Annotated in this window: 19 protein-coding genes and 1 tRNA gene; 11 read left to right on the top strand and 9 right to left on the bottom strand. The window is 63.4% G+C overall.

Annotated elements, in window-relative coordinates; all coding sequences use genetic code 11:
• Nucleotides 1–11: 11 nt before the first annotated feature.
• The 7 genes from GQ651_RS04605 to GQ651_RS04575 form a co-directional block, all read right to left on the bottom strand.
• Nucleotides 12–1,043 (bottom strand): trans-3-hydroxy-L-proline dehydratase, encoded by a 1,032-nt coding sequence (locus GQ651_RS04605; protein WP_160763019.1) that lies wholly within the window; start codon nt 1,041–1,043, stop codon nt 12–14.
• An 85-nt stretch (nt 1,044–1,128) separates the two neighbouring features.
• Nucleotides 1,129–2,061: a 4-hydroxyproline epimerase gene (locus GQ651_RS04600; RefSeq protein ID WP_160763018.1), complete on the bottom strand. Its 933-nt coding sequence runs from the start codon at nt 2,059–2,061 to the stop codon at nt 1,129–1,131.
• A 5-nt stretch (nt 2,062–2,066) separates the two neighbouring features.
• Nucleotides 2,067–3,011 carry a dihydrodipicolinate synthase family protein gene (locus GQ651_RS04595; RefSeq protein ID WP_160763017.1) on the bottom strand — a complete coding sequence of 315 codons (945 nt, stop codon included), beginning with the start codon at nt 3,009–3,011 and terminating at the stop codon, nt 2,067–2,069.
• 89 nt (nt 3,012–3,100) lie between these two features.
• Nucleotides 3,101–3,823, bottom strand: a complete 723-nt coding sequence (locus tag GQ651_RS04590) for an amino acid ABC transporter ATP-binding protein (RefSeq protein ID WP_160763016.1) — start codon at nt 3,821–3,823, stop codon at nt 3,101–3,103.
• Entirely contained in the window at nt 3,820–4,482 is a 663-nt protein-coding gene (locus tag GQ651_RS04585; RefSeq protein ID WP_160763015.1) for an amino acid ABC transporter permease, read from the bottom strand. The genes GQ651_RS04590 and GQ651_RS04585 overlap by 4 nt, the downstream gene beginning before the upstream one ends.
• A 12-nt stretch (nt 4,483–4,494) precedes the next feature.
• Complete coding sequence (locus tag GQ651_RS04580) at nt 4,495–5,157, bottom strand: amino acid ABC transporter permease (protein WP_160763014.1); 663 nt, start codon at nt 5,155–5,157, stop codon at nt 4,495–4,497.
• Nucleotides 5,158–5,213: 56 nt separating this feature from the next.
• Complete coding sequence (locus GQ651_RS04575) at nt 5,214–6,014, bottom strand: transporter substrate-binding domain-containing protein (protein WP_160763013.1); 801 nt, start codon at nt 6,012–6,014, stop codon at nt 5,214–5,216.
• A gap of 143 nt (nt 6,015–6,157) precedes the next feature.
• On the opposite strand from GQ651_RS04575, the gene GQ651_RS04570 reads away from it, so the two are divergent.
• Both GQ651_RS04570 and lhpI read left to right on the top strand, forming a co-directional pair.
• The gene (locus tag GQ651_RS04570; protein ID WP_160763012.1) at nt 6,158–6,835 is read left to right on the top strand and encodes a GntR family transcriptional regulator; all 678 of its coding nucleotides are present in this window, start codon (nt 6,158–6,160) and stop codon (nt 6,833–6,835) included.
• Nucleotides 6,836–6,879: 44 nt separating this feature from the next.
• Entirely contained in the window at nt 6,880–8,595 is a 1,716-nt protein-coding gene (gene lhpI / locus GQ651_RS04565; protein WP_160763011.1) for a cis-3-hydroxy-L-proline dehydratase, read from the top strand.
• A gap of 79 nt (nt 8,596–8,674) precedes the next feature.
• Here lhpI and GQ651_RS04560 read toward each other — a convergent pair whose 3' ends face one another.
• Nucleotides 8,675–9,706: a LacI family DNA-binding transcriptional regulator gene (locus GQ651_RS04560; RefSeq protein ID WP_160763010.1), complete on the bottom strand. Its 1,032-nt coding sequence runs from the start codon at nt 9,704–9,706 to the stop codon at nt 8,675–8,677.
• A 97-nt stretch (nt 9,707–9,803) separates the two neighbouring features.
• On the opposite strand from GQ651_RS04560, the gene GQ651_RS04555 reads away from it, so the two are divergent.
• The 5 genes from GQ651_RS04555 (at nt 9,804) to GQ651_RS04535 (ending at nt 15,260) form a co-directional block, all read left to right on the top strand.
• Entirely contained in the window at nt 9,804–10,895 is a 1,092-nt protein-coding gene (locus tag GQ651_RS04555; protein ID WP_227257956.1) for a carbohydrate ABC transporter permease, read from the top strand.
• Nucleotides 10,895–11,728, top strand: coding sequence for a carbohydrate ABC transporter permease (locus GQ651_RS04550; protein ID WP_160763009.1), 834 nt, complete (start codon nt 10,895–10,897; stop codon nt 11,726–11,728). Before GQ651_RS04555 ends, GQ651_RS04550 begins: the two co-directional genes overlap by 1 nt.
• A gap of 25 nt (nt 11,729–11,753) precedes the next feature.
• Nucleotides 11,754–13,028: an extracellular solute-binding protein gene (locus GQ651_RS04545; protein ID WP_160763008.1), complete on the top strand. Its 1,275-nt coding sequence runs from the start codon at nt 11,754–11,756 to the stop codon at nt 13,026–13,028.
• Nucleotides 13,029–13,098: 70 nt separating this feature from the next.
• Nucleotides 13,099–14,202, top strand: coding sequence for a glycoside hydrolase 5 family protein (locus GQ651_RS04540; RefSeq protein WP_160763007.1), 1,104 nt, complete (start codon nt 13,099–13,101; stop codon nt 14,200–14,202).
• Nucleotides 14,202–15,260 carry an ABC transporter ATP-binding protein gene (locus GQ651_RS04535; RefSeq protein WP_160763006.1) on the top strand — a complete coding sequence of 353 codons (1,059 nt, stop codon included), beginning with the start codon at nt 14,202–14,204 and terminating at the stop codon, nt 15,258–15,260. The genes GQ651_RS04540 and GQ651_RS04535 overlap by 1 nt, the downstream gene beginning before the upstream one ends.
• Before the next feature lie 60 nt (nt 15,261–15,320).
• Here GQ651_RS04535 and GQ651_RS04530 read toward each other — a convergent pair.
• Nucleotides 15,321–15,410, bottom strand: a tRNA-Ser gene (locus GQ651_RS04530).
• A 186-nt stretch (nt 15,411–15,596) separates the two neighbouring features.
• On the opposite strand from GQ651_RS04530, the gene GQ651_RS04525 reads away from it, so the two are divergent.
• The 4 genes from GQ651_RS04525 to GQ651_RS04510 all read left to right on the top strand — a co-directional run bounded on the left by GQ651_RS04525 (nt 15,597) and on the right by GQ651_RS04510 (nt 19,674).
• Nucleotides 15,597–16,643, top strand: a complete 1,047-nt coding sequence (locus GQ651_RS04525; RefSeq protein WP_160763005.1) for an SPOR domain-containing protein — start codon at nt 15,597–15,599, stop codon at nt 16,641–16,643.
• A gap of 28 nt (nt 16,644–16,671) precedes the next feature.
• On the top strand, nt 16,672–17,850 hold the full coding sequence (locus tag GQ651_RS04520; RefSeq protein ID WP_160763004.1) for a D-alanyl-D-alanine carboxypeptidase family protein: 1,179 nt from the start codon (nt 16,672–16,674) through the stop codon (nt 17,848–17,850).
• A gap of 310 nt (nt 17,851–18,160) precedes the next feature.
• Nucleotides 18,161–18,799, top strand: a complete 639-nt coding sequence (locus GQ651_RS04515) for a YdcF family protein (RefSeq protein ID WP_160763003.1) — start codon at nt 18,161–18,163, stop codon at nt 18,797–18,799.
• Nucleotides 18,796–19,674, top strand: coding sequence for a DMT family transporter (locus GQ651_RS04510; protein WP_160763002.1), 879 nt, complete (start codon nt 18,796–18,798; stop codon nt 19,672–19,674). The genes GQ651_RS04515 and GQ651_RS04510 overlap by 4 nt, the downstream gene beginning before the upstream one ends.
• The last annotated feature ends 59 nt before the right edge of the window (nt 19,675–19,733 follow it).

Genomic DNA, 19,733 nt, shown 5'->3' with positions numbered 1-19,733 from the left:
AAATCATGTCGCTAGGGCTGGAAGCCCCAGGTGTCCTTAAGCCGGTATCCCTCGGGCCACGGATCTTCGGGGTCCAGCATGTGCTGATGGGTGCCCGTGATCCACGCGCGGCCGGTGATCTCGGGCAGGATCGCCTTTCTGCCAGCCACTTCGGTCTCGCCCGTGATCCGGCCCGTGAAGGTCGAGCCGATGATCGACACAGCCTCGAAGCTCTGTTCCGCGGTAAGTTGTCCCCGCGCGGCCATGAGCGCCAGCCGCGCCGAGACCGCTGTGCCGGTGGGCGAGCGGTCGATCTTGCCGGGCCTTATGGCGACGGCCGAGCGGCCCGTCACACCGGACGCGTTGGCCGACAGAGGACCGCAGAAAGCGCAGAAAGAGATGTGGTCCCATTCGGCGTTGAGCGGATGAGAGAACCCAATCTGCTCATTCGCCGCAGCCGTGATCCGGACGCCGAGGCGTGCGAGGTCCTGCGCCTCGTCCTCGACCAGCGAGAAGCCGAGTGCGGCGGCATCGACCACCACGAAGCTGTCGCCGCCATAGGCGGTATCCACCGTGAGCGTCCCGAGGCCCTCGACCTCGAGCGCGGCGTCCAGCCTGTCGGCAAAGCTCGGCACGTTGCGGACACTGATCCGCTCGGCCTTGCCGTCTTTGCAGGCGGCCCGCACGTGAACGAGCCCGCCCGGAGCCTCGAGCACCATCTCGGTCACCGGCTCCTGCATCGGGACAATTCCGGCATCGAGCAGAACCGTCGCCACACAGATCGAGTTCGACCCCGACATCGGCGGCGTGTCCTCGGGTTCCATGATGATGAAGGCGGCGTCAGCCTGCGCGTGCTTCGGAGGCACGAGAAGATTGACGTGCCGGAAGACTCCGCCGCGCGGTTCGTTCAGGACAAAGTTCCTGAGCCAGCCGTCCTTGGCGATGGAGTTCCGCTGTTCCCAGATCGTCTCGCCCGGCGGCGGCGCGACGCCACCGACGATGACATCGCCCACCTCGCCCTCGGCGTGGCAGGAAATCACGTGAATGCTGCGGGTGCTTCGCATCTAGGTCCTCCGCCTTGGTGCGGTGCCGCCAGAAAGGCCGCGTGCGCGGCAAGTACGGCGCATGAAAATGAACGGACGAGGCATGTCAGAGCCTTATTCCATGGATATACGGGTCTTCTGCGTGGAACAGCAGGTTGGTTTCGGCGGTGACGAACGCCTGTCCGGTGATGCTCGCCACAATGCCGGCCCCTGCCCCTTGGCGATAGCTGACGCGGTAGGTGCTGCCGATCACGCTTTCCTGTACCCATTCCTTGCCGGGCGGCCAGGCCCCGTCCGCCGCAAGGCAGGCAAGTTTGGCCGAGCAGCCCGTCCCGCAAGGCGAGCGGTCATAGGCGCCGCCAGGGCAAAGGACGAAATTCCGGCTATGCGCATCGGACGATATGGCGGGTTCGAAAAACTCGACGTGATCGATCCTCGCGCCGTCCGCCCCCGTGATGCCGCTCCGGTCGAGCGCCTCGCGGATGGCAAGCGCGGCGTCGGTCAGGGCGCGGATATTTCCGGCCTCGACGGCAACGGGCGCGGATTTCGCAAGAAAGAACCAGTTGCCGCCCCAGGCCACGTCTCCAACCACGACACCCAAGCCATCGACCGGGACGGCCACGTCTTTTGCGTGGCGGTAGCTTTCGACATTCACCACTGTCGCGGTGTTCGCGTCGTGAAGATCGAAGCTGACCGGCCCCAGCGGCGTGTCGATACGGTGCTGTCCCGGCGCAATCCGTCCCAGATGCGCGAGGGTAACGGCCAGACCGATCGTGGCATGGCCGCACATGCCAAGCGGCCTGAGCGTATTGAAATAGATCACGCCGGTGACGCAATCGGCATCCGACGGCGCAACCAGAAGCGCGCCCACCATCGCCTCGTGACCGCGAGGCTCGCACAGAAGCGATGCGCAGAAATCACCATGTTCGGCCTCGAGCCGGGCCGCGCGTTCGGCGAGGCTGCCCGCGCCAAGGTCCGGCCCGCCACCAACGACGACCCGCGTCGGCTCGCCTGCGGTATGGCTGTCGATGACCTGCACCCGGATTAGAGACCTTCGCGGCTACGCCAGTCGGCGAACCACGCCCGGAAAAGCGCATATTGCTCTTCGGCATAGTTCCGCTGCGCGTCCGAAAGAGCGTCGCTCTCGTTGAAATGCAGGCGGTACTCGTCTTCGCCGTTGAGCACCATCAGATGCTTGTAGAAGAGAACGAGGTCCGGCCCCTCGTCGAAGCTCGACAGAACGGCCAGAGCCTCGTCGAGTTCGCGGGCCTGACGGCGGGCGAGCGCGTCGCCCTTCGCGGCTTTCTGGCTCAGAGACATCAGAAGCAGGACCTCTGCGGGAAGCGCGTTGCCTATGCCCGTGATTGCGCCGGTCGCACCGCAGTTCACGAACCCATGATAGACCGCCGTATCGACCCCGATCATCAGCGTCACGCCTTCGTCGCGCGAAGTGATGTTCTCGGCCGCGTAGCGAAGGTCGTCGGCCCCGCCGAATTCCTTGAAGCCGACGAGATTGGGGTGCTCGTCCCGAAGCGCGAAGAACAGCTCGGCGCGGGTGGCGAAGCCATAATAGGGGCTGTTGTAGATCACCGCCGGAAGATGCGGCGCGGCCGACAGGACCGCCTTGAAGTGAGCCTTCTGGGCCGCGGGCGACGAGCCGCGCGACAGGACGCGGGGAATGACCATCAACCCGCGCGCACCCACCTTCGCGGCATGTGCGGCGTGGGCTGCCGCCATCCTGGTGTTGACGGCGCCGGTGCCGACGATCACGGGCACACCCGCCGCGACCAGACGCGCCACGCCCTCCATCCGCTCGTCATCGGTCAGAAGCGGCCAGTCCCCCATCGAGCCGCAGTAGATCACCGCCGACATTCCCGCGTCGATCATCTCGCGACCTTTCCGCACGAGAGCGTCGTAATCGGGGCTGCGGTCGTCCGTGCAGGGGGTCATGAGGGCGGGCATACAGCCCGTAAAGATACTCGACGACATTGCGTCCTCCTTGTCAGTGGCCACCGCGTGAACCTCGGTGGCGAAATGGTGTGTCCGCACCTGTCCCGGCGCCGGCCTGCGGCTGGCGTTCAGCGGACCTTGGCGAGAAACTTCCTTGTGTTCTCGGAATGCGGGTTTCCGAAGAGCTGCTGGGGCGGTCCGATCTCTTCCATCACGCCCTGATGGAAATAGGCGATCCGGTCCGACACATCGCGCGCGAAGCCCATCTCGTGGGTCACGCAGATCATCGTCATTCCCTCTTCGGCCAGAAGACGCATGGTATCCAGCACCTCGCCCACCAGTTCGGGGTCAAGCGCCGACGTCGCTTCGTCGAAGAGCATGTATTCCGGCTCCATCGCCAGCGCGCGGGCAATGGCGAGGCGCTGCTGCTGACCGCCCGAGAGAGCGCTCGGATAGACGTTGATCTTGTCCGAGAGACCGACGCGGCGAAGCTGCTCGGAGGCGATATCGCGGGCCTCGGCCTTGGGCTTGCCCTTTACGATGCGGGGCGCGAGCGCGACGTTCTCTAATGCGGTCAGATGCGGGAAGCTGTTCCACTGCTGGAACACCATGCCCAGCTTCTGTCGAAGCCGGTTGATATCCGTTCCTTTCGCATGGACGTCGGTGCCGTCGACCACAACGCGCCCCTTCTGGATCGGCTCAAGCGCGTTGATGCAGTAAAGCAGCGTCGACTTGCCCGACCCGGACGCGCCGATGATCGACAGGACCTCGCCTTTCTGGACGTCGAGGTCGATGCCCTTCAACACGTGGAGGTCGCCGAAATACTTGTGGAGATCCCGGATTTCGATCATTGGGCCCACCTCTTTTCAAGTTTTGCGGCGTAGCGCGACACCGGATAGGACAGCGCGAAATAGAACGCGCCGGCGATCGCCAGGACGACGAAGGGCTGCTGTGTTCGGGTGATCAGGATCTGGCTCGCCTTCAGAAGCTCGACATAGCCAAGGACCGACACCAGCGCGCTGTCCTTCATCACGCCAAGCGCCACACCGATCCAGGCCGGAAAGACGGCGCGGCCGCCGATAGGCAGAACCACATAGCGCAGGTCCTGAAAGTACGTCATGCCAAGCGATCTGGCCGCACGGCGAATAGGAAGGCCAACGGCCTCGAACCCGCCCCGCGCCACGTTCGCGACGAGTGCCGCCGTGTAGATCGTCAGGATGACCGTTCCGGAGGCGAACGGATCGAGATTCAGACCGAGGATCGGGGCCATGTTGTAGAAGAGCACAAGCTGGATGATCAGCGGCACCGAGCGGAACACGTCGAGGATCGGGGCGAGCGTGAGTGTGGCGAAGATTTTGCCTTCGTACAGCAACCAGCCACAGAAGATGCCGATGGCGGTACCCATCGAGATCGACAGCACCGAGATCAATAGGGTGCGGAACGCGGCTTCGGTCAAAAACCAGACATCGCTTGCCGTGAGGCCGCTGAAGAAGACGACTGATGGTTCCATGCGCCTCCCCCCTCAGTACCTGAACAACCGCATCGCCAGCAGGCGAGAAACGAGAAGGATGATCTTGACGATCACGAAATAGATCACCGCCGTGACCGCGAAATATTCGAAGATGCGGTAGCTGCGGCTGGCGAGGAACTGGGTCTCGCCGCTGAGTTCGCGGAAGCCTACGAGCATCCCGAGCGACGACATCAGGACGGCCCAGACCATCTGGTTGGTGATCGGGTGATAGACCAGCCTGAACACCTGCGGGATAACGACACGCGTATAGGCCTGCCATGCGGTCATGCCGAGGCTCCGGGCGGCGCGCAGCTGAGTGTCGGGGATGGCGTTGAAGCCGCCCCGGAAGTTCTCGGCCAGGTAGCCTGCGCTGTTGAAGGTCAGGCCCACCAGCACAATCGTGAAGGGCGTAAGGTGCCAGCCAAACGCACCAAGCCCGAAACCGAAGAAGAAGAGCTGGAACAGAACAGGCGTGTTCCGCGCGAGTTCGACCCAGGCCGTGGCGATCCACCTCGCCGGGCCGCGCATGTTCATGCGCACCAGCGCCAGAACCAGCCCGACCAGAATGCCCAGCACGATCGCCAGCGCGGCGACCTGAAGCGTGACGAGGCTGGCCTCGAACAGGTCCGGAAGTGATCTCCAGACCGGGCGCCATTGGAAATTGTAATTGAACATCGTGCCGTCCCGGGGTCACTCCGCCCGCCTGAGCGGGCGGAGCGCCTGTCAGAGGATCAGTACATCACGCCGGGGATACGCAGTTCGGGCGCTTCGCCGCCCACATACTTGCCCCAGAGCTCCTGATAGCGGCCCGAGCGCACCTGATGGGTGACGAACAGGTTGATGTAGTTCAGCCAGGTCACGTCGTAGCGGTCGACCACGACCGAGGTATAGTCGGTCGTCCACGGCATCCGCGGTCCGGGATCGACGTTGTCATACTGTTCGGTGATCGGCTTGACCGCTGTGTTGGTCGTGATGCCGATATCGGCCTTGCCCTGAGCGACGGCGAGGAAGACTTCGTTCTCGGACTGATAGCCCTGATAGAGGTTCTCTTCGCCCCATTCGGCGGCGATCTTGAGCCATTCCTGCTCGGGCACGGTGCCTACGGCGGCGGCCACACGCTTGCCCCGGATATCCTCGAATGACGAGATGCCGCTATCCGATCCGACAACGCCCTGCGCGTAATAGATGGCGTAAGGAATGCTGAAGCCCACGGTGCGCGCCCGCGCGAGGCTGTCGGAGGTGGCGCCGAAGACCACGTCGGCGCGACCCGTCACGATGACCGGCAGACGCTCGGCCCATGTCAGGGGCAGAAGCTCGACATCGACCTCGAGCGAGGCTGCGAGATCGTTGCAGTATTCCACATCGAATCCTGCGGGCTCGTTATTGGCATCGCGATAGCCGATCGGCGGAAAGTCGAGAACCACACCGCAGCGCAGCGTGCCCCGGTCGATCACATCGTCCAGCGTATCGGCGGACACCGGCAGCGCCGCAAGAACCGATACCGCGGCGAGCCCCATAAACTTTTTAAACATGTAGTACCTCCTTGTTTTTCGTCTTTTGTGACGTTGAATTATAAGGCTGTATCGCATATTGTATCCAATATTCAAAGTGGTTTCTGCCGCTTCCCCTGCCCGGCAACCGGCGCTAAGGATCGGCGGAACGAAAAGGACGCTGGATGAAACTCAAGGCCATCGACATCTCAAGGACGGCGTCCGCGTCCTCGATCATCTTCGATGTCCTGAGAAAGGCGATCATCGAGGGTGAGATAGCCGAAAACTCGCCCCTCCGGCAGGACGAGATCGCGACTCTCTTCAACACCAGCCGCATCCCCGTGCGCGAAGCGATTTCTCGGCTTGAGGAGCAAGGCCTCGTAAAAACGCAGCGCTACAAGGGCGCCATTGTGGCCGGGCTTTCGGCGCCAGAGGCTGCCGAGGTCTTCGATCTGCGCGCCCTGCTCGAGCCGGAAATCCTCCGGAACGCCGTGCCGCGCATGTCGCGCGACTGCCTGGCCGAGGCGCGGGCCCATTGTCAGGCCTTCTCGGATTCGGACAGCCCGATGGAATGGGGCGATCTGAACCGCGTCTTCCACAAGACGCTTTACAGCGCGAGCGACCTGAAGTTCTTCATCGAAGTCGCCGACAACGCCATGGATCGGGTCGAACGCTATGTCCGCGCGCAGCTTGTGATCAGCGACGGAATGGAGCGGGCCGGGATCGAGCATTTCGCCATTCTCGAAGCCTGTGAAATGGGCGATGGTGACCGCGCGAGCCTACTTCTCCGCGATCATATCCTGGGCGCCAAGCGGTCCCTGCTCGACCATTTCCCTGCCCTCACCAGCCGGCAAGACGGCTGAGGCGAGGGACGCGCAAGGCCCCTGAACAGAGCACTGGAGACACCGTGACCGACCAACAGCGGCAAAGCCGGATCATCACGCGCGGCGATGCGGAGGGCGAGGTTCTGGTCTGCGCCGAGGGCATAAGTTTCTGGGGCGGCGTCGATCCCGATACGGGGCGCATCATCGACGTCCACCACCCGAACCACGGCGACTCCGTGGCCGGCAAGATTCTCATGATGCCCACATCGCGCGGGTCCTGCAGCGGCAGCGGCGTTCTGCTGGAATTGTCGCTGAACGGTCACGCGCCCGCCGCCTTCGTCTTTGCGGAACGCGAAGAGATCCTGACCCTAGGCGCGCTGGTCTCGGACCAGATCTTCGGCCTGCCGATTCCGACGCTTGCGCTGTCCCGTGACGATTACGACCGTCTTGCCAAGTGTCGCCATGCAACGCTTCGGGCGGGGCACCTGATCGCCGGCAACGACGCCGGCACGATACGCCCTGACCTTCCGGAAGCCGGGTCCGACGAGCTTCGACTGACCGAGCTGGACAAGGCCCGGCTCGATGACGCGGAAGGCCCGGCGATGCGCATGGCCATGGAAATCCTGTGTCGGATGGCCGCCGCCGACGGGGCCGACCACCTTATCGATGTCACGCGGGGGCACATCGACGGCTGCATCCTCGCCCACTCGGCGAACCTGATCTTCGCCGAGAAGATGGCCGATCTGGGTGCACGGGTTTCCATCCCCACGACCATCAACGCCATTTCCGTCGATCGCGAGAACTGGCCCGCGCAGAACGTCCCCGAAGATTTCGGCACGCGCGCCAGCCGGCTGGCCGATGCCTATGTGAAGATGGGCGCGAAGCCGGTTTTCACCTGCGCGCCCTATCTACTCGACAACCCCCCGGCGCAGGGTGAGGTCATCGGCTGGTCCGAGAGCAACGCGGTGATCTTCGCCAACACGGTGCTTGGCGCGCGCACGCCGAAGCACCCCGATTATCTGGACCTCTTCATCGCCATGACGGGACGTGCGCCCGCGTCAGGCGTCTATTCCGAAGACGGCCGCAGGCCGCGCGTCATCATCGACGTGGCGGCCCCGGAGGCTGGCGTCGATGACGTGTTCTGGCCGCTTCTCGGCTGGCTCGCCGGGCAGCGCGCGCCCGATCACATTCCGCTGATTGCCGGGGTCGAGCATCTCGATCCGTCGCAGGACGATCTGAAGGCGCTCTGCGCGGCCTTTGGTACGACCTCCGGAGCGCCGATGCTCCATATCGCCGGGCACACGCCCGAGGCCCATCTGGAACCGGTTTCCGACGCCGCCCGTCGCCGGATTTCACTGGACGACTTTCGCGCCGCGTGGACCGAACTCAATCAGGGCGAGCGCGGGATCGACCTTGTGGCAATTGGTAGCCCCCATGCCTCACTTGCCGAGACGCGGAAGATTCTCGCGCTTCTTGATGGCCGCTCCTGCGCCGCCGGGACGCGTGCGATCGTCACCATCGGACGGGACACGCTCCGAACGGCGCGCGCCGAAGGTCTTGCCGATGCTCTGGCATCGGCGGGTGTGCGCCTGCTGCCGGATCTCTGCTGGTGTTCCATCGTCGAGCCGGTCTTTCCGCCCGATACACGCGGTGTCATCACGAATTCCGGCAAATACGCGCATTACGCGCACGGGCTTTCCGGCCGGCACGCGCGCCTTGCCAGCCTCGCTGAATGCGTCGAAGCCGCGGTGACCGGCCGCGCACCGGAAGCGCCACCTGCCTGGCTGAGGGCGAGTTGAGAAGAAGCATCTCTTGCTGGCCCGGCCGGGCCAGCCATCACTGACCGTCCTCGACTGCGATAATGCCAGTGAGCCCGTCTCAAACTTTCGAATGGGCGCGCGCGGCCTGATGCGATGCGCGGAGCACGAGGGGGCACTCCATCCGTTCCTGGATCGGTGACACTTCTTCGGACAGGAGTTGCTCGACACACCACTGGCCCATCTCGCGATGGGGAAGCAGAACCGTCGACAGCGCCGGCGACAGATGCTGCGCGATTTCCTGATCGTCGTAGCCCATCACGGCCACAGTCTCGCCCGGCACCTCGCCCAACTCCTTGAGGGCCTCATAGCAGCCCACGGCTGTCAGGTCGTTGGCACAGAATATCGCGTCCGGCTTCCGGCCATCCTGAAGCAGTTTGAGCGTCGCGGCCCTGCCGCCCGACGGCAGGAAGTTGCCCTCGACGATCAGCGAGGGATCGACCGGGATACGTGCCGCGCGCAAAGCGCGTTCATACCCTTCCATTCTCTGGTCCGAAGCCTCCATCCAGGGTTCGCCCGAAATGAAAGCGATCCGCTTGTGCCCCTCTGCAATGAGCGCTGCCGTCGCAACCTCGCCTCCCCGGCGCTCTGCCGGGACGACCGACGGGTATCGCTCCGCGGCATCGTTGCAGTTCAACAGGACGGCACGGTGACGCGCGAGCGCTTCCGGTGCGGTGAGCCCTCTGGTCAGGATCGAGCCGTAGATCACCCCGATCGCGTTGTCGCCGGACCACTTCTTCAGAACTTCGGCTTCATATTCGGTGTCGCCGCCTGTCATCACGACTTCGACGATAAGGTTCGTTTTCCACGCAGCTTCCTGAGCGCCTTCGATGGAAATCGCCGCGAACGGGCTGGTGGCGATCTCGTCGAACATGAGACCGATCACGCCCGCTCCGGCCGCCTTTGGCGGACGACCGGCGCCGCGCGGCCTGTAGCCCAGCTCCTCGACAGCCTCCATGACGCGTTTGCGTGTTTCGCGACTGATCCGCATGTCCTCGAGACCGTTCAGAACAAAGGACACGGTCGACTGCGAGACACCCGCCTTGACGGCGACATCCTTCATCGTAACTCGGGATTTTCCTGAATCTGCCATGCGTTAGCCGTCTGAAAATATTGCTCTTGCCGCTCGCTAATAAATATTGCTAATAATTTTAGCACAAGAAGATTCGCAGACTTTCGGGGAGGAGAGGATGCAAGAGCCCAGGACATCGGCGAAGCGGATGAGCCAGACGCAGGCAGCGTGGCTTCTCCTTGCACCGTTTCTGATCACGTACGGCCTGTTCCTCGTCTATCCCTTCTTCCGCGGCTTCTGGATCAGTCTGCACGACTGGAACCTCCTGGCCGTCGCGTTCAATCCGGATGCCAAGGAATTTGTAGGTTTCCGCAACTACGAACGCGTCATGTGGGGCCGCAATATCGAATGGGGCTTTGCATCTCCCTTCTGGCAAGGGCTCGGAGTGCTAGGGCTTGCCGCTTCCGCCTATCTTCGCCGGGTGGACCGGCTGAGCCGTTTCAATGCCATTGCGCTCGCGGTGGCGTCGCTGCTCTTGGTTGTCCTCCCCGGTTTTCATCCCGGCGAAGATGGTCGTTGGTATGACCGCCGCTTCTGGCCGACGGTCGGCAACACGCTCCTCTTCGTGGGGCTTGCGGTACCGGGCGTCACCATCTCGGCGCTTCTGCTCGCCGCTGCCCTGAACAAGGAGACCAAGGCGATGGGCGCGCTCAGGACGCTGTTCTTCCTGAGCCAGGTCCTGTCGGTCACGGTCGTCACGCTGATCTGGCAGATCATGTTCTCGCCGCGTCAGGGCCTGATCGCAAATATCACCGAGACCTTCGGCGGCACCCCGATCAACTGGCTGACCGACGAACAATTCGCCATGGCGGCGATCGTCATCGCGACCGTCTGGTGGTCCCTCGGGATCGCGATGATCCTATTCCTCGCCGGGCTTCAGGACATTTCCAAGGACATTTACGAGGCCGCAGCCCTCGACAACGCAAGAGGCGCAAAGGCCTTCTGGTACGTTACCCTGCCAAACCTTCAGCGCACGATCACGCTGGTCGTCGTTCTTCAGATCATCCTGCATTTCCAGGTCTTCGGTCAGTCGCACCTGATGACACAGGGCGGGCCGAACGACACGACGCAGGTGCTGGTCCGGTACATCTATCAGACGGGCTTCCGCGACAGCGAGCTTGGCCGCGCCTCCGCCATGGCCGTCTTCCTCTTCGTCATCATGGGCACGTTCTCGGTGATCCAGTTCATCGTCGGTCGGGAGAAAAAGTGATGAACCGCAGCTACTACTGGCTTGTCATCTGCCTCTCGATCCCGGCCTTCCTCTGGCTGGTGCCGACGATCTGGATGGTGTCGCTCTCGTTCCAGCCGAACGACGTTCTGGCGCGGACGACATCGACCACGGCATTCGGGCTGGTCCCGATCCCGTTCACCGCCGACAACTACGCCGCTCTCTTCGCGTTCGGACAGACACCCTGGTGGTTCCTGAACTCGCTGATCGTCTCGGTCGGAATGACGCTCGGCGTGCTCGCTGTCTCAACCACGGCAGGTTACGCCCTCGCCCGCCTCGATTTTCCGGGCAAGACACCGATCACGATCATCTGCCTGATCGGCCTCATGGTCCCGGAACAGGCCGTCTTCATTCCGCTCTACACGATGTTCGCGGACTTCGGATGGCACAATTCATACCACGCGCTGATCCTGCCCCGGATGGCCGTACCCATCGGCGTGTTTCTGATGATGCAGTTCTTCCGGGCCATCCCGAAGGACATCGAGGAAGCGGCGCGTCTGGATGGTGTCGGATGGCTTCGCATCTTCTGGTACGTGATGCTGCCGCTGGCCCGGCCCGCCATGATGACACTGGCGATCCTGACGTTCCTCTACGCCTGGAACGACTACCTCTGGCCGCTCGTCTCGGCGCAGCAGCGGGAATATTTCACGATCACTCTGGGCCTTGCGTCCATCCAATCGAACTTCGCGCAATCGGAAGGGCTGGGCCGCGTCATGGCCTCTGGCGTCATCGCCTCGCTTCCGGTCGTCATCCTGTTCCTCATCTTCCAGCGGTACGTGGTGCAAGCCATGACCGTCGGCGGATCGAAGGGCTAATCCACGCACATTTGGGAGGAAACCAATGAAACATGTGCTTCTGACCGCGGCCGCCGCCGCAACCTTTGCCACCGGAGCATTGGCTCAGGAGGTCACCCTTGGCCGCTTCTTCGGCGCCTGCGAGGACGCGGGCACCGACACCACGACATCCACCGGCGAAGCCTGCATCATCCAGTCAATCATCAATGCAGCCGATGCCGAGCTCGACGGCATCTCGATCAACACGCTGCCGACCGACTGGGGCAACTATTACGACCAGATCAAAGCGGCCTATGCCGGCGGCACCCCGCCGGACGTGCATGTCATGCACCGCCACCGGATCCCCGAATTTGCCGGCCTCGGCGCGCTGGCCGAAATCTCCGGCGATCTAGAGGCTGCCGGCATCGACCCGAACGACTGGTCGCCTGCCGCGCTGGATGCGGTCAGCTTCGAGGGGGGCATCTACGGCGTGCCGATGGATTTCCACGCGAACCTCTGGCACGTCAACATGGACGTGATGACCGAAGCCGGTCTGGTCGAAGACGGAAAGCCCGTCCTGCCCTCTTCTCCGGAAGAGCTGCTGGCGCACGCGCAGCAGGTGAAGGATGCAACCGGCAAGGACTACCTCGCCGCGGACTTTGCGCAGTTCCCAATTGGTGTGCGGCTGGTCCTCGCCCTGATGTGGCAGCAGAACGCCAACATCTTCACCGAGGACGGCACCGCGACGATCAACACCGACGCCGGCAAGAACGCCGTGACGACCATCACGCAGCTTTTCGATGCCGGACTTGCCAATCCGCAGCTCAACTATGCCGACAGCCAGCAGGCGTTCCTGAACGGTGAGGCGGCGATCCTCGTGAACGGCACATGGGTTGTGGACTTCTACACCGCACAGGCCGCCGATCCCGCGGTTGGCCTAGAGAACTACTACGTCGCCGACTTCCCCACCCTCTTCGAGACAGGCGCGACTTGGGCCGACAGCCATATGTGGGCGATCCCCTCGACGCTGGAAGGCGATGACAAGATGGCGGCCCTCAAGGTGCTGGCCTTCATCAACGATCACAACATCGACTGGGCGCGGACCGGTCACATGGCCGTCCGCAAGTCTGTCGTGGAGAGCGATGCCTATACCTCGCTGCCGCATCGGGACGAATACACCGGCACTGCGGCCATTGCCAAGGATACACCTCCTAGCGAGCGCTATGGCGCCATCCAGGACGTGCTGAACCGCGAGCTTCAGGCCATCTGGCTGACCGGCAAGTCGGTCGAGGACGCGCTCGACGATGCCGAACTGGAAGTCCAGGACCTGCTGGATCGCTGACGCCCATTGCGCGCCCCGCTCTGTCCGGCGGGGCGCGTTCCTTTCGACGCCAGACCTGGGAGCCACGGCAATGGACCGCTGGACCGAAAAAGACGCCAAAGACTGGTGGCAGGCACGCCCCTGGGTCTGCGGGTTCAACTTCCTGCCGTCGACCGCAGTCAACTTCATCGAAATGTGGCACGCCGACAGTTTCGACATGCCAACCATCGAGCGCGAGCTGGGCTGGGCTGCCGACGTTGGCTTCAATGCAATCCGCGTAAATCTGCCGTTCCTTGGTTGGCGGCATGACCGGGACGGCCTGCTGGACCGGCTGGACCGGGTGATGGGCGCCGCCGCGACACACGGTCTGAGCACCGTGCCCTGCTTGTTCGACGATTGCGGCTTCGGGGGCGAGGAACCTGTCTGGGGTCCGCAGCCCGATCCCCTGCCCGGTATCCACAACAGCAGGGCCGTCGCATCGCCCGGCCGGTCCGCCGTGCTCGACACGGACCTGCGCCCTTCTCTCGAGGCATATGTCCGCGACGTGATCTCGGCCTACCGCTCCGATTCGCGAATTCTGTTCTGGGACCTCTACAACGAGCCCGGCAACCGCATGGATTTCGAAAAGACGGAGTATTCGCAGTTCGACGCCGAGCTGGAAAAACACGCCCTGTCCCTGATGGAGTCCAGCTTTTCGGTCGCCAGGGAGATAGGCCCGGAAGCACCGTTATCGGTCGCCGCCTGGACGACCCCGCTTCCAGACAGCGACGCACATCCCTATCAGACCGAGATCGACCGGTCCGCCCTTCTTCATTCGGACATCATCACCTTCCACGCCTACTGGAGCCGAAAGCGCGTGGCCCAGTTCATTGACTACCTCGAGGTCCTCGATCGGCCGATCCTGTGCACCGAATGGATGGCCCGACAGATAGACAGCCGGATTTCGGACCAGCTCGAACTCTTCCGCCAACGCGATGTCGGATGCTTCCAGTGGGGGTTGGTCAAGGGACGGACGCAGACGTGGCTGCCCTGGCCAGACGATCTGGTGCTTGCCCATGGTGGCCGGATTGATCGCAGCATCTGGTTCCACGATCTGCTCGACGAGACAGGCACGCCATACGATCCGACCGAAATCGAAACCATCCGCGCGCTGACGGGGCACGGAGAAAACACCAAGCGAAAGGGCCATGGCTGATGTCCGGTGTCACACTCAGGAATGTCGTGAAGCGCTACGGAAACGTGCAGGTGATCCACGGGGTCGACCTTGAGATCGAGGATGGCGAATTCTGCGTCTTCGTGGGCCCCTCGGGCTGCGGAAAATCCACGCTGATGCGTATGGTGGCGGGGCTTGAAGAGACGACGGAGGGTCAGATTCACATTGGCGCCCGCGATGTGACCCGCGTCGATCCCGCCGACCGAGGTGTTGCGATGGTCTTTCAGACCTACGCGCTCTACCCGCACATGACGGTCGAGCAGAACATGGGCTTCGGCCTGAAGATGAATGGCGTCGGGAAGGACGAGATCAGGAAGAAGACGAACGAGGCCAGCCGCATCCTGAAGCTCGATGACTATCTCGACCGAAAGCCTGCCGCACTTTCCGGGGGTCAACGCCAGCGGGTCGCCATCGGACGCGCCATCGTGCGGGGGCCGGACGTGTTCCTGTTCGACGAGCCGCTCTCGAACCTCGACGCGGAGCTCAGGGTCGAGATGCGGGTCGAGATCGCGCGGCTCCACAAGGAAATCGGTGCGACGATGATCTACGTGACGCACGACCAGGTCGAGGCGATGACGCTGGCCGACAAGATCGTAGTGCTGAAATTCGGCGTGATCGAACAGGTCGGCGCGCCGCTCGAACTCTACCGCGACCCCGACAACAAGTTCGTGGCCGGGTTCATCGGGTCACCGGCGATGAATTTCGTGAAGGGAACGGTGCGCGGCGGAGAGATCCATGTCCCTGCCTTCGGCGCAAGCGTCACCCCGCACATCACCATGCCTTCCGATGGAACGGAGGTCATCGTGGGCCTGCGACCAGAACATGCGGAACTCGACAGGTCCGGGGACACCTTCAAGGTCGAGCTGACCGAAGCGTTGGGAGGTATTTCCTACGCCTATTTGACCGCCCAAACAGGCGAAACTCTGATCTTCGAAGAGCGCGGGGATGAGCGCGCCAAAACCAGTGATACCGTCTCGCTGAGCTACGAACCTCGGAGGCTTTACGTGTTCGACGCCGAGACCGAGCAGCGCATTCGCTGAGAGGGGCGCAACCGGCGCCCCGTCCGGCCAGTGCAGCCGGTCAATCACTCGGAGGCCGTGTGGCGGAGGAGGTGGGATTCGAACCCACGGTACGCTTTCACGCACGCCGGTTTTCAAGACCGGTGCATTCGACCACTCTGCCACTCCTCCGACCGCGCTTTCGTATCCGGCTCCGGGCGATTCTGAAAGCGGATCGGACAGTGTCCGCGGCAAAGGACAGCCGAGCCGGCCAATCGGTGCTTTTCACCCGCCCCGCATACCGATAGACTGACGCCCAATATATAAGGCGCGCAAGAAAGCGCGGTACAACACAGGCAGTCTCGAGGAGCAGGCAGAATGTCGAGCAATGTCCTTCGCGCCATCGCCCTTTGCGGTGCATCGGCCCTTGTCCTGACCGCATGCGAGGATGGCGGGGGTCTCGATCTGCGCCCGAGCGGCCCCGAGGCGAGCGTCGACGCCGGGCCCCGTACGGTCGTGCAGGAAATCGAGCGGGCCGATATCTTCAGCACCTCTGAACTTGCGCTCTGGGACGGTCGTCCCTCTCTCGGGGGCCAGTGGATTGCCCATCCCGACGTCAGCGACCCCGAACGCGTCCGCATTCGAAATACCACGAACGGCCAGATCATCACCGCGGCACTTTTCCGGCGCGAACGTTCCAACCCCGGTCCGCGCATCCAGGTCTCGTCCGATGCGGCAGCGGCCCTTGGTATTCTGGCTGGCCAGCCCACGGAGCTTGAAGTCATCGCGATCCGGACGGAGGAAGTGGTCATCGCGCCGCCCCCTGCCCCTGCGCCTGAGGCCGATATCACCGAGGGCGAGGAAGCCGCGGAAAGCGAAGCGAGTGACGATGACGCGGCCGCAGCCGTTGCGGTAACCGGCGCCACCGCCGTCGCGGCGGCCACCGAAGAGGCTCCACGGCGAAAGGGGTTCTGGGCACGGTTCCGCGATAGCCTGCGGAACGATCCCGAGCCAGCGGTGGAAGAAATCGGCACCTCCACGCTTGCGGCAACCACCACAGACGCATCGGTCCCCGATGTCGAGACGGCGCCTCTGGACGGTACCGTCGCGGTCGCCGCCGCCGCAATTGCGGAAGCGGAAGAGGAAGAGCGCCAAGAAGCAGCGGCGCCCGCACCGCGCAGCGAAAGCGGCCTGCGCAATCCCTATGTTCAGATCGGCCTCTTCGGCGAGGAAGCCAACGCATCGGCTGCAGCATCTTCGCTCCGGCAGGCGGGTATCGTGCCCACGCTCGATGAAGGCCGGAACGGCAACGGCCCATTCTGGCGCGTCCTCGTGGGACCCGTCAGCAGCGCCACCGAACAGGCCGAAATCCTCGCGCAGGTGCGCGGCATGGGATATGCCGACGCCTTCCTGACCGCGAACTGACCCACACCAGACCGAGACGGAGAGCCCCATGATCCGCCGAAGCCTCGCCATTCTCGCAGCCGTTGTCGTCAGCGCCTGCACCGCAGCCAGCCCGAAACCGGTACTGGCCGCCTTCGAGACACCTGCCACCGCCGCGTGGCTCTATGACATCTCGACCGACACGGTCCTCTTCGAGAAAAACGCCGACGTGCCGCTGCCGCCGGCCTCCATGTCGAAACTGATGACGCTCAACATGCTGTTCGAAGCGCTTCGCGATGGCCGCGTGACGCTGGACACGACCTTCGGCGTCTCTACCAAAGCCCGGCAGATGGGCGGATCGACGATGTTTCTCGACGAGACCGACCGGCCCACCGTCGAAAGCCTGATCAAGGGCATCATTGTACAGTCGGGCAACGACGCCTGCGTGGTCGTGGCCGAGGGTCTGGCGGGAAGCGAGGATGCATTCGCCCGTCAGATGAACGCACGCGCGCCAGAAATCGGGCTCAGGGACTCGACCTTCGCCAATTCCACCGGCTGGCCCGATCCCCGCCATCGGATGTCGATGCGTGATCTGGGCGTTCTGGCGACGCGTCTGATCGAGGAATTCCCCGAATATTACGGATTTTTCGCGCTTGAAGAGTACGAGTTCGACGGGCGTTCCCCGTCCAACCGGTTCAACCGGAATCCGGTCCTCGGGCTGGGTCTTGGCGCCGACGGACTGAAAACGGGGCACACCGAAGAAGCGGGCTATGGCCTGACCGGCTCTGCGCTTCAGGGAGACCGCCGGATCGTCTTCGTCTTTACGGGCCTCAGCAGCCAGATCGAACGCCGCCAGGAAGCAGAAGCCATGATCAACTGGGGCTTCCGGCAGTTCCTGGAACGCGACATCGCGAAAGCGGGCGAGACACTGGCCGAAGTGCCGGTCTGGATGGGCAGCCACCAGCGGATCAACCTGACGCCTGCCCAAGACATCCGCCTTCTGGTGCCGGCCATCGGGCAGGAAAACCTGGAAATGCGTGTGGAGTACCGTACCCCGCTCGAAGCCCCTATCGCGGCCGGCGACGCGGTCGGCGCGCTTGTGGTCAACGCACCTGACATGCCCGAAAAGCGCATCCCGCTCGTAGCCGATCGCGACGTCGAGTTCGGCGGCTTCCTGCCGCGCATTCGTGCCTCCTCGAGTGTTCTTCTGGAAAAGGCCATGAGCCAGGTCTCCGGGCTTCTGGACTAAGGGACAGCCATTCCGCCAAGCCCGTAGAAAGCGTGGCCCTGTCCCCTGCTTTGCTTCGGATCCGCGCCGTAGTTCCGAAAACCGGAAGCGTAAATTCGATCTGTTATTCCGGCTTCTGCTGGGAAGAAATGCTTGCAGCCGGGTGCGCACCAGGTACGCGGCGCTGCCATGTCCTTGCCCCAACTGCCACGTTTTCATGGCTTTTCGACCGGATTTTCGCCAAAGGCTTGGGATAAACGGATTTATAAGTTAACGATTCCGAAACGGCGCCGAAAAGGCGCCGCGACGGGCATTTTTGAGGAAAGCGGGCATGAAACTAATTCGTTGGATATTCGCGATCGCCATCCTGTCGATCTGGGCCGCGCTGATCGGCACCGCGCTTTATGTGGCGATGTACAAGGAAACCGACACCCTGCCGGATGCGGAAGCGATCATCGTCGCCGGCGGCGGCGCAAGCAGGCTCGGCGGGCTCGGCCCCGAGACGCAGGCGCGGCTGGATCGCGCCGTCGCGCTCTTCGAGGAAGGCCGCGCGCCGCGTCTAATCCTGACCGGTGGCACCGGCACCTCGAACCCGCCTGTCGCCGAGGCGATGCGCGCTGCCGCTTTGGAGGCGGGTGTTCCGGCCGAGGCGATCACCGTTGAGACGCAGTCGATGTCCACGCTTCAGAACGCGCTCTTCACAGCGGACCTCGAAACTCTGGCGCCCGAGGCGCCGGTCATCCTCGTGACGCATCGCTATCACCTGCCGCGGGCCAATGCCTCGTTTCGGTGGGCCGGATTCGGCGACATCACCAATGCCGCTGCCGATCCCAATGGCGGCTTCGTCATTAGCGAGGGGATGCTCTGGGAAGCGCTGAAATGGCCTTTCAACGTGGTGCGGGCTGCCGCGGCTTCGGCGGCGATGGCCGGTGACGTGCCGCGGGAAAGCTATATCCGCTACCTCGAATGAACGACGCCTCGCGGCCTCTTCAGGCCGCACTCTGGATGATCGGCGCCATCCTGTCCTTCTCGTCAATGGCGGTGGCGGGACGTGCGGTGGCGGACGTCCTCGATACGTTCGAGCTGATGATGTACCGCTCGCTCATCGGCTTCGCGATCATCCTCGCGCTTGGCGCTGGACTGGGTCTCTTCAGAGACGTCCGCCGTGACAGGCTCGGGCTGCATCTTCTGCGGAACATCTCGCATTTCACGGGCCAGAACTTGTGGTTCTACGCGCTGTCGCTGATCACGCTGGCGCAGCTTTTCGCGCTCGAATTCACCTCGCCCATCTGGGTGATGATCCTGGCGACCCTCTTTCTGGGCGAGCGGCTGACACGCGCGCGGCTGGCGGCGCTCGTTCTCGGCTTTCTCGGCGCGCTGATCGTGGCGCGGCCCGGCGCGGGGGGCGACGAGTTCGGGCTGCTCATTGCGGCGGTGGCGGCGATTTTCTTTGCCGGGTCGATCGTCTCGACCAAGTCGCTGACACGGACCGAGACAACCTATGGCATCCTCTTCTGGCTGACAGCGATGCAGTCGGTCATGGGGCTTGTCGCGTCGGGCTGGGACGGCGACATCACGGTCCCGCCTCTCGCGCTCTGGCCATGGGTGGCGCTGGTGGGATGCGCGGGGCTCCTTGCTCATACCTGCCTGACAAAGGCGCTGTCGCTGGCCCCCGCGACAGTTGTTGTGCCGATGGATTTCCTGAGACTGCCAGCCATCGCGGTCGTGGGGATGCTGCTCTATTCCGAGCCGCTTGACGCCCTTGTTTTGCTGGGTGCCGCCCTGATTTTTGCGGGCAATTACCTGAACATCCTGTCGGAGTCGCGGTCCCGCCGAAGAGCGTGATTATTTTGTTACGCCACGGAACGACGCAATTTTATGACGTCGCGTTACGAATTGACCAA

Source organism: Kangsaoukella pontilimi (genome assembly GCF_009830125.1).
Taxonomy (GTDB): domain Bacteria; phylum Pseudomonadota; class Alphaproteobacteria; order Rhodobacterales; family Rhodobacteraceae; genus Kangsaoukella; species Kangsaoukella pontilimi.
Note: the sequence above shows the minus strand (reverse complement) of the source record. Positions and strands in the feature narration are given on the sequence as shown.

Coding starts and splice junctions, on each gene's coding strand:
- GQ651_RS04605 (WP_160763019.1), bottom strand. CDS start 1,043: ATGCGAAGCACCCGCAGCATTCACGTGATTTCCTGCCACGCCGAGGGC.
- GQ651_RS04595 (WP_160763017.1), bottom strand. CDS start 3,011: ATGTCGTCGAGTATCTTTACGGGCTGTATGCCCGCCCTCATGACCCCC.
- GQ651_RS04590 (WP_160763016.1), bottom strand. CDS start 3,823: ATGATCGAAATCCGGGATCTCCACAAGTATTTCGGCGACCTCCACGTG.
- GQ651_RS04585 (WP_160763015.1), bottom strand. CDS start 4,482: ATGGAACCATCAGTCGTCTTCTTCAGCGGCCTCACGGCAAGCGATGTC.
- GQ651_RS04580 (WP_160763014.1), bottom strand. CDS start 5,157: ATGTTCAATTACAATTTCCAATGGCGCCCGGTCTGGAGATCACTTCCG.
- GQ651_RS04575 (WP_160763013.1), bottom strand. CDS start 6,014: ATGTTTAAAAAGTTTATGGGGCTCGCCGCGGTATCGGTTCTTGCGGCG.
- GQ651_RS04570 (WP_160763012.1), top strand. CDS start 6,158: ATGAAACTCAAGGCCATCGACATCTCAAGGACGGCGTCCGCGTCCTCG.
- GQ651_RS04560 (WP_160763010.1), bottom strand. CDS start 9,706: ATGGCAGATTCAGGAAAATCCCGAGTTACGATGAAGGATGTCGCCGTC.
- GQ651_RS04555 (WP_227257956.1), top strand. CDS start 9,804: ATGCAAGAGCCCAGGACATCGGCGAAGCGGATGAGCCAGACGCAGGCA.
- GQ651_RS04550 (WP_160763009.1), top strand. CDS start 10,895: ATGAACCGCAGCTACTACTGGCTTGTCATCTGCCTCTCGATCCCGGCC.
- GQ651_RS04545 (WP_160763008.1), top strand. CDS start 11,754: ATGAAACATGTGCTTCTGACCGCGGCCGCCGCCGCAACCTTTGCCACC.
- GQ651_RS04540 (WP_160763007.1), top strand. CDS start 13,099: ATGGACCGCTGGACCGAAAAAGACGCCAAAGACTGGTGGCAGGCACGC.
- GQ651_RS04535 (WP_160763006.1), top strand. CDS start 14,202: ATGTCCGGTGTCACACTCAGGAATGTCGTGAAGCGCTACGGAAACGTG.
- GQ651_RS04525 (WP_160763005.1), top strand. CDS start 15,597: ATGTCGAGCAATGTCCTTCGCGCCATCGCCCTTTGCGGTGCATCGGCC.
- GQ651_RS04520 (WP_160763004.1), top strand. CDS start 16,672: ATGATCCGCCGAAGCCTCGCCATTCTCGCAGCCGTTGTCGTCAGCGCC.
- GQ651_RS04515 (WP_160763003.1), top strand. CDS start 18,161: ATGAAACTAATTCGTTGGATATTCGCGATCGCCATCCTGTCGATCTGG.
- GQ651_RS04510 (WP_160763002.1), top strand. CDS start 18,796: ATGAACGACGCCTCGCGGCCTCTTCAGGCCGCACTCTGGATGATCGGC.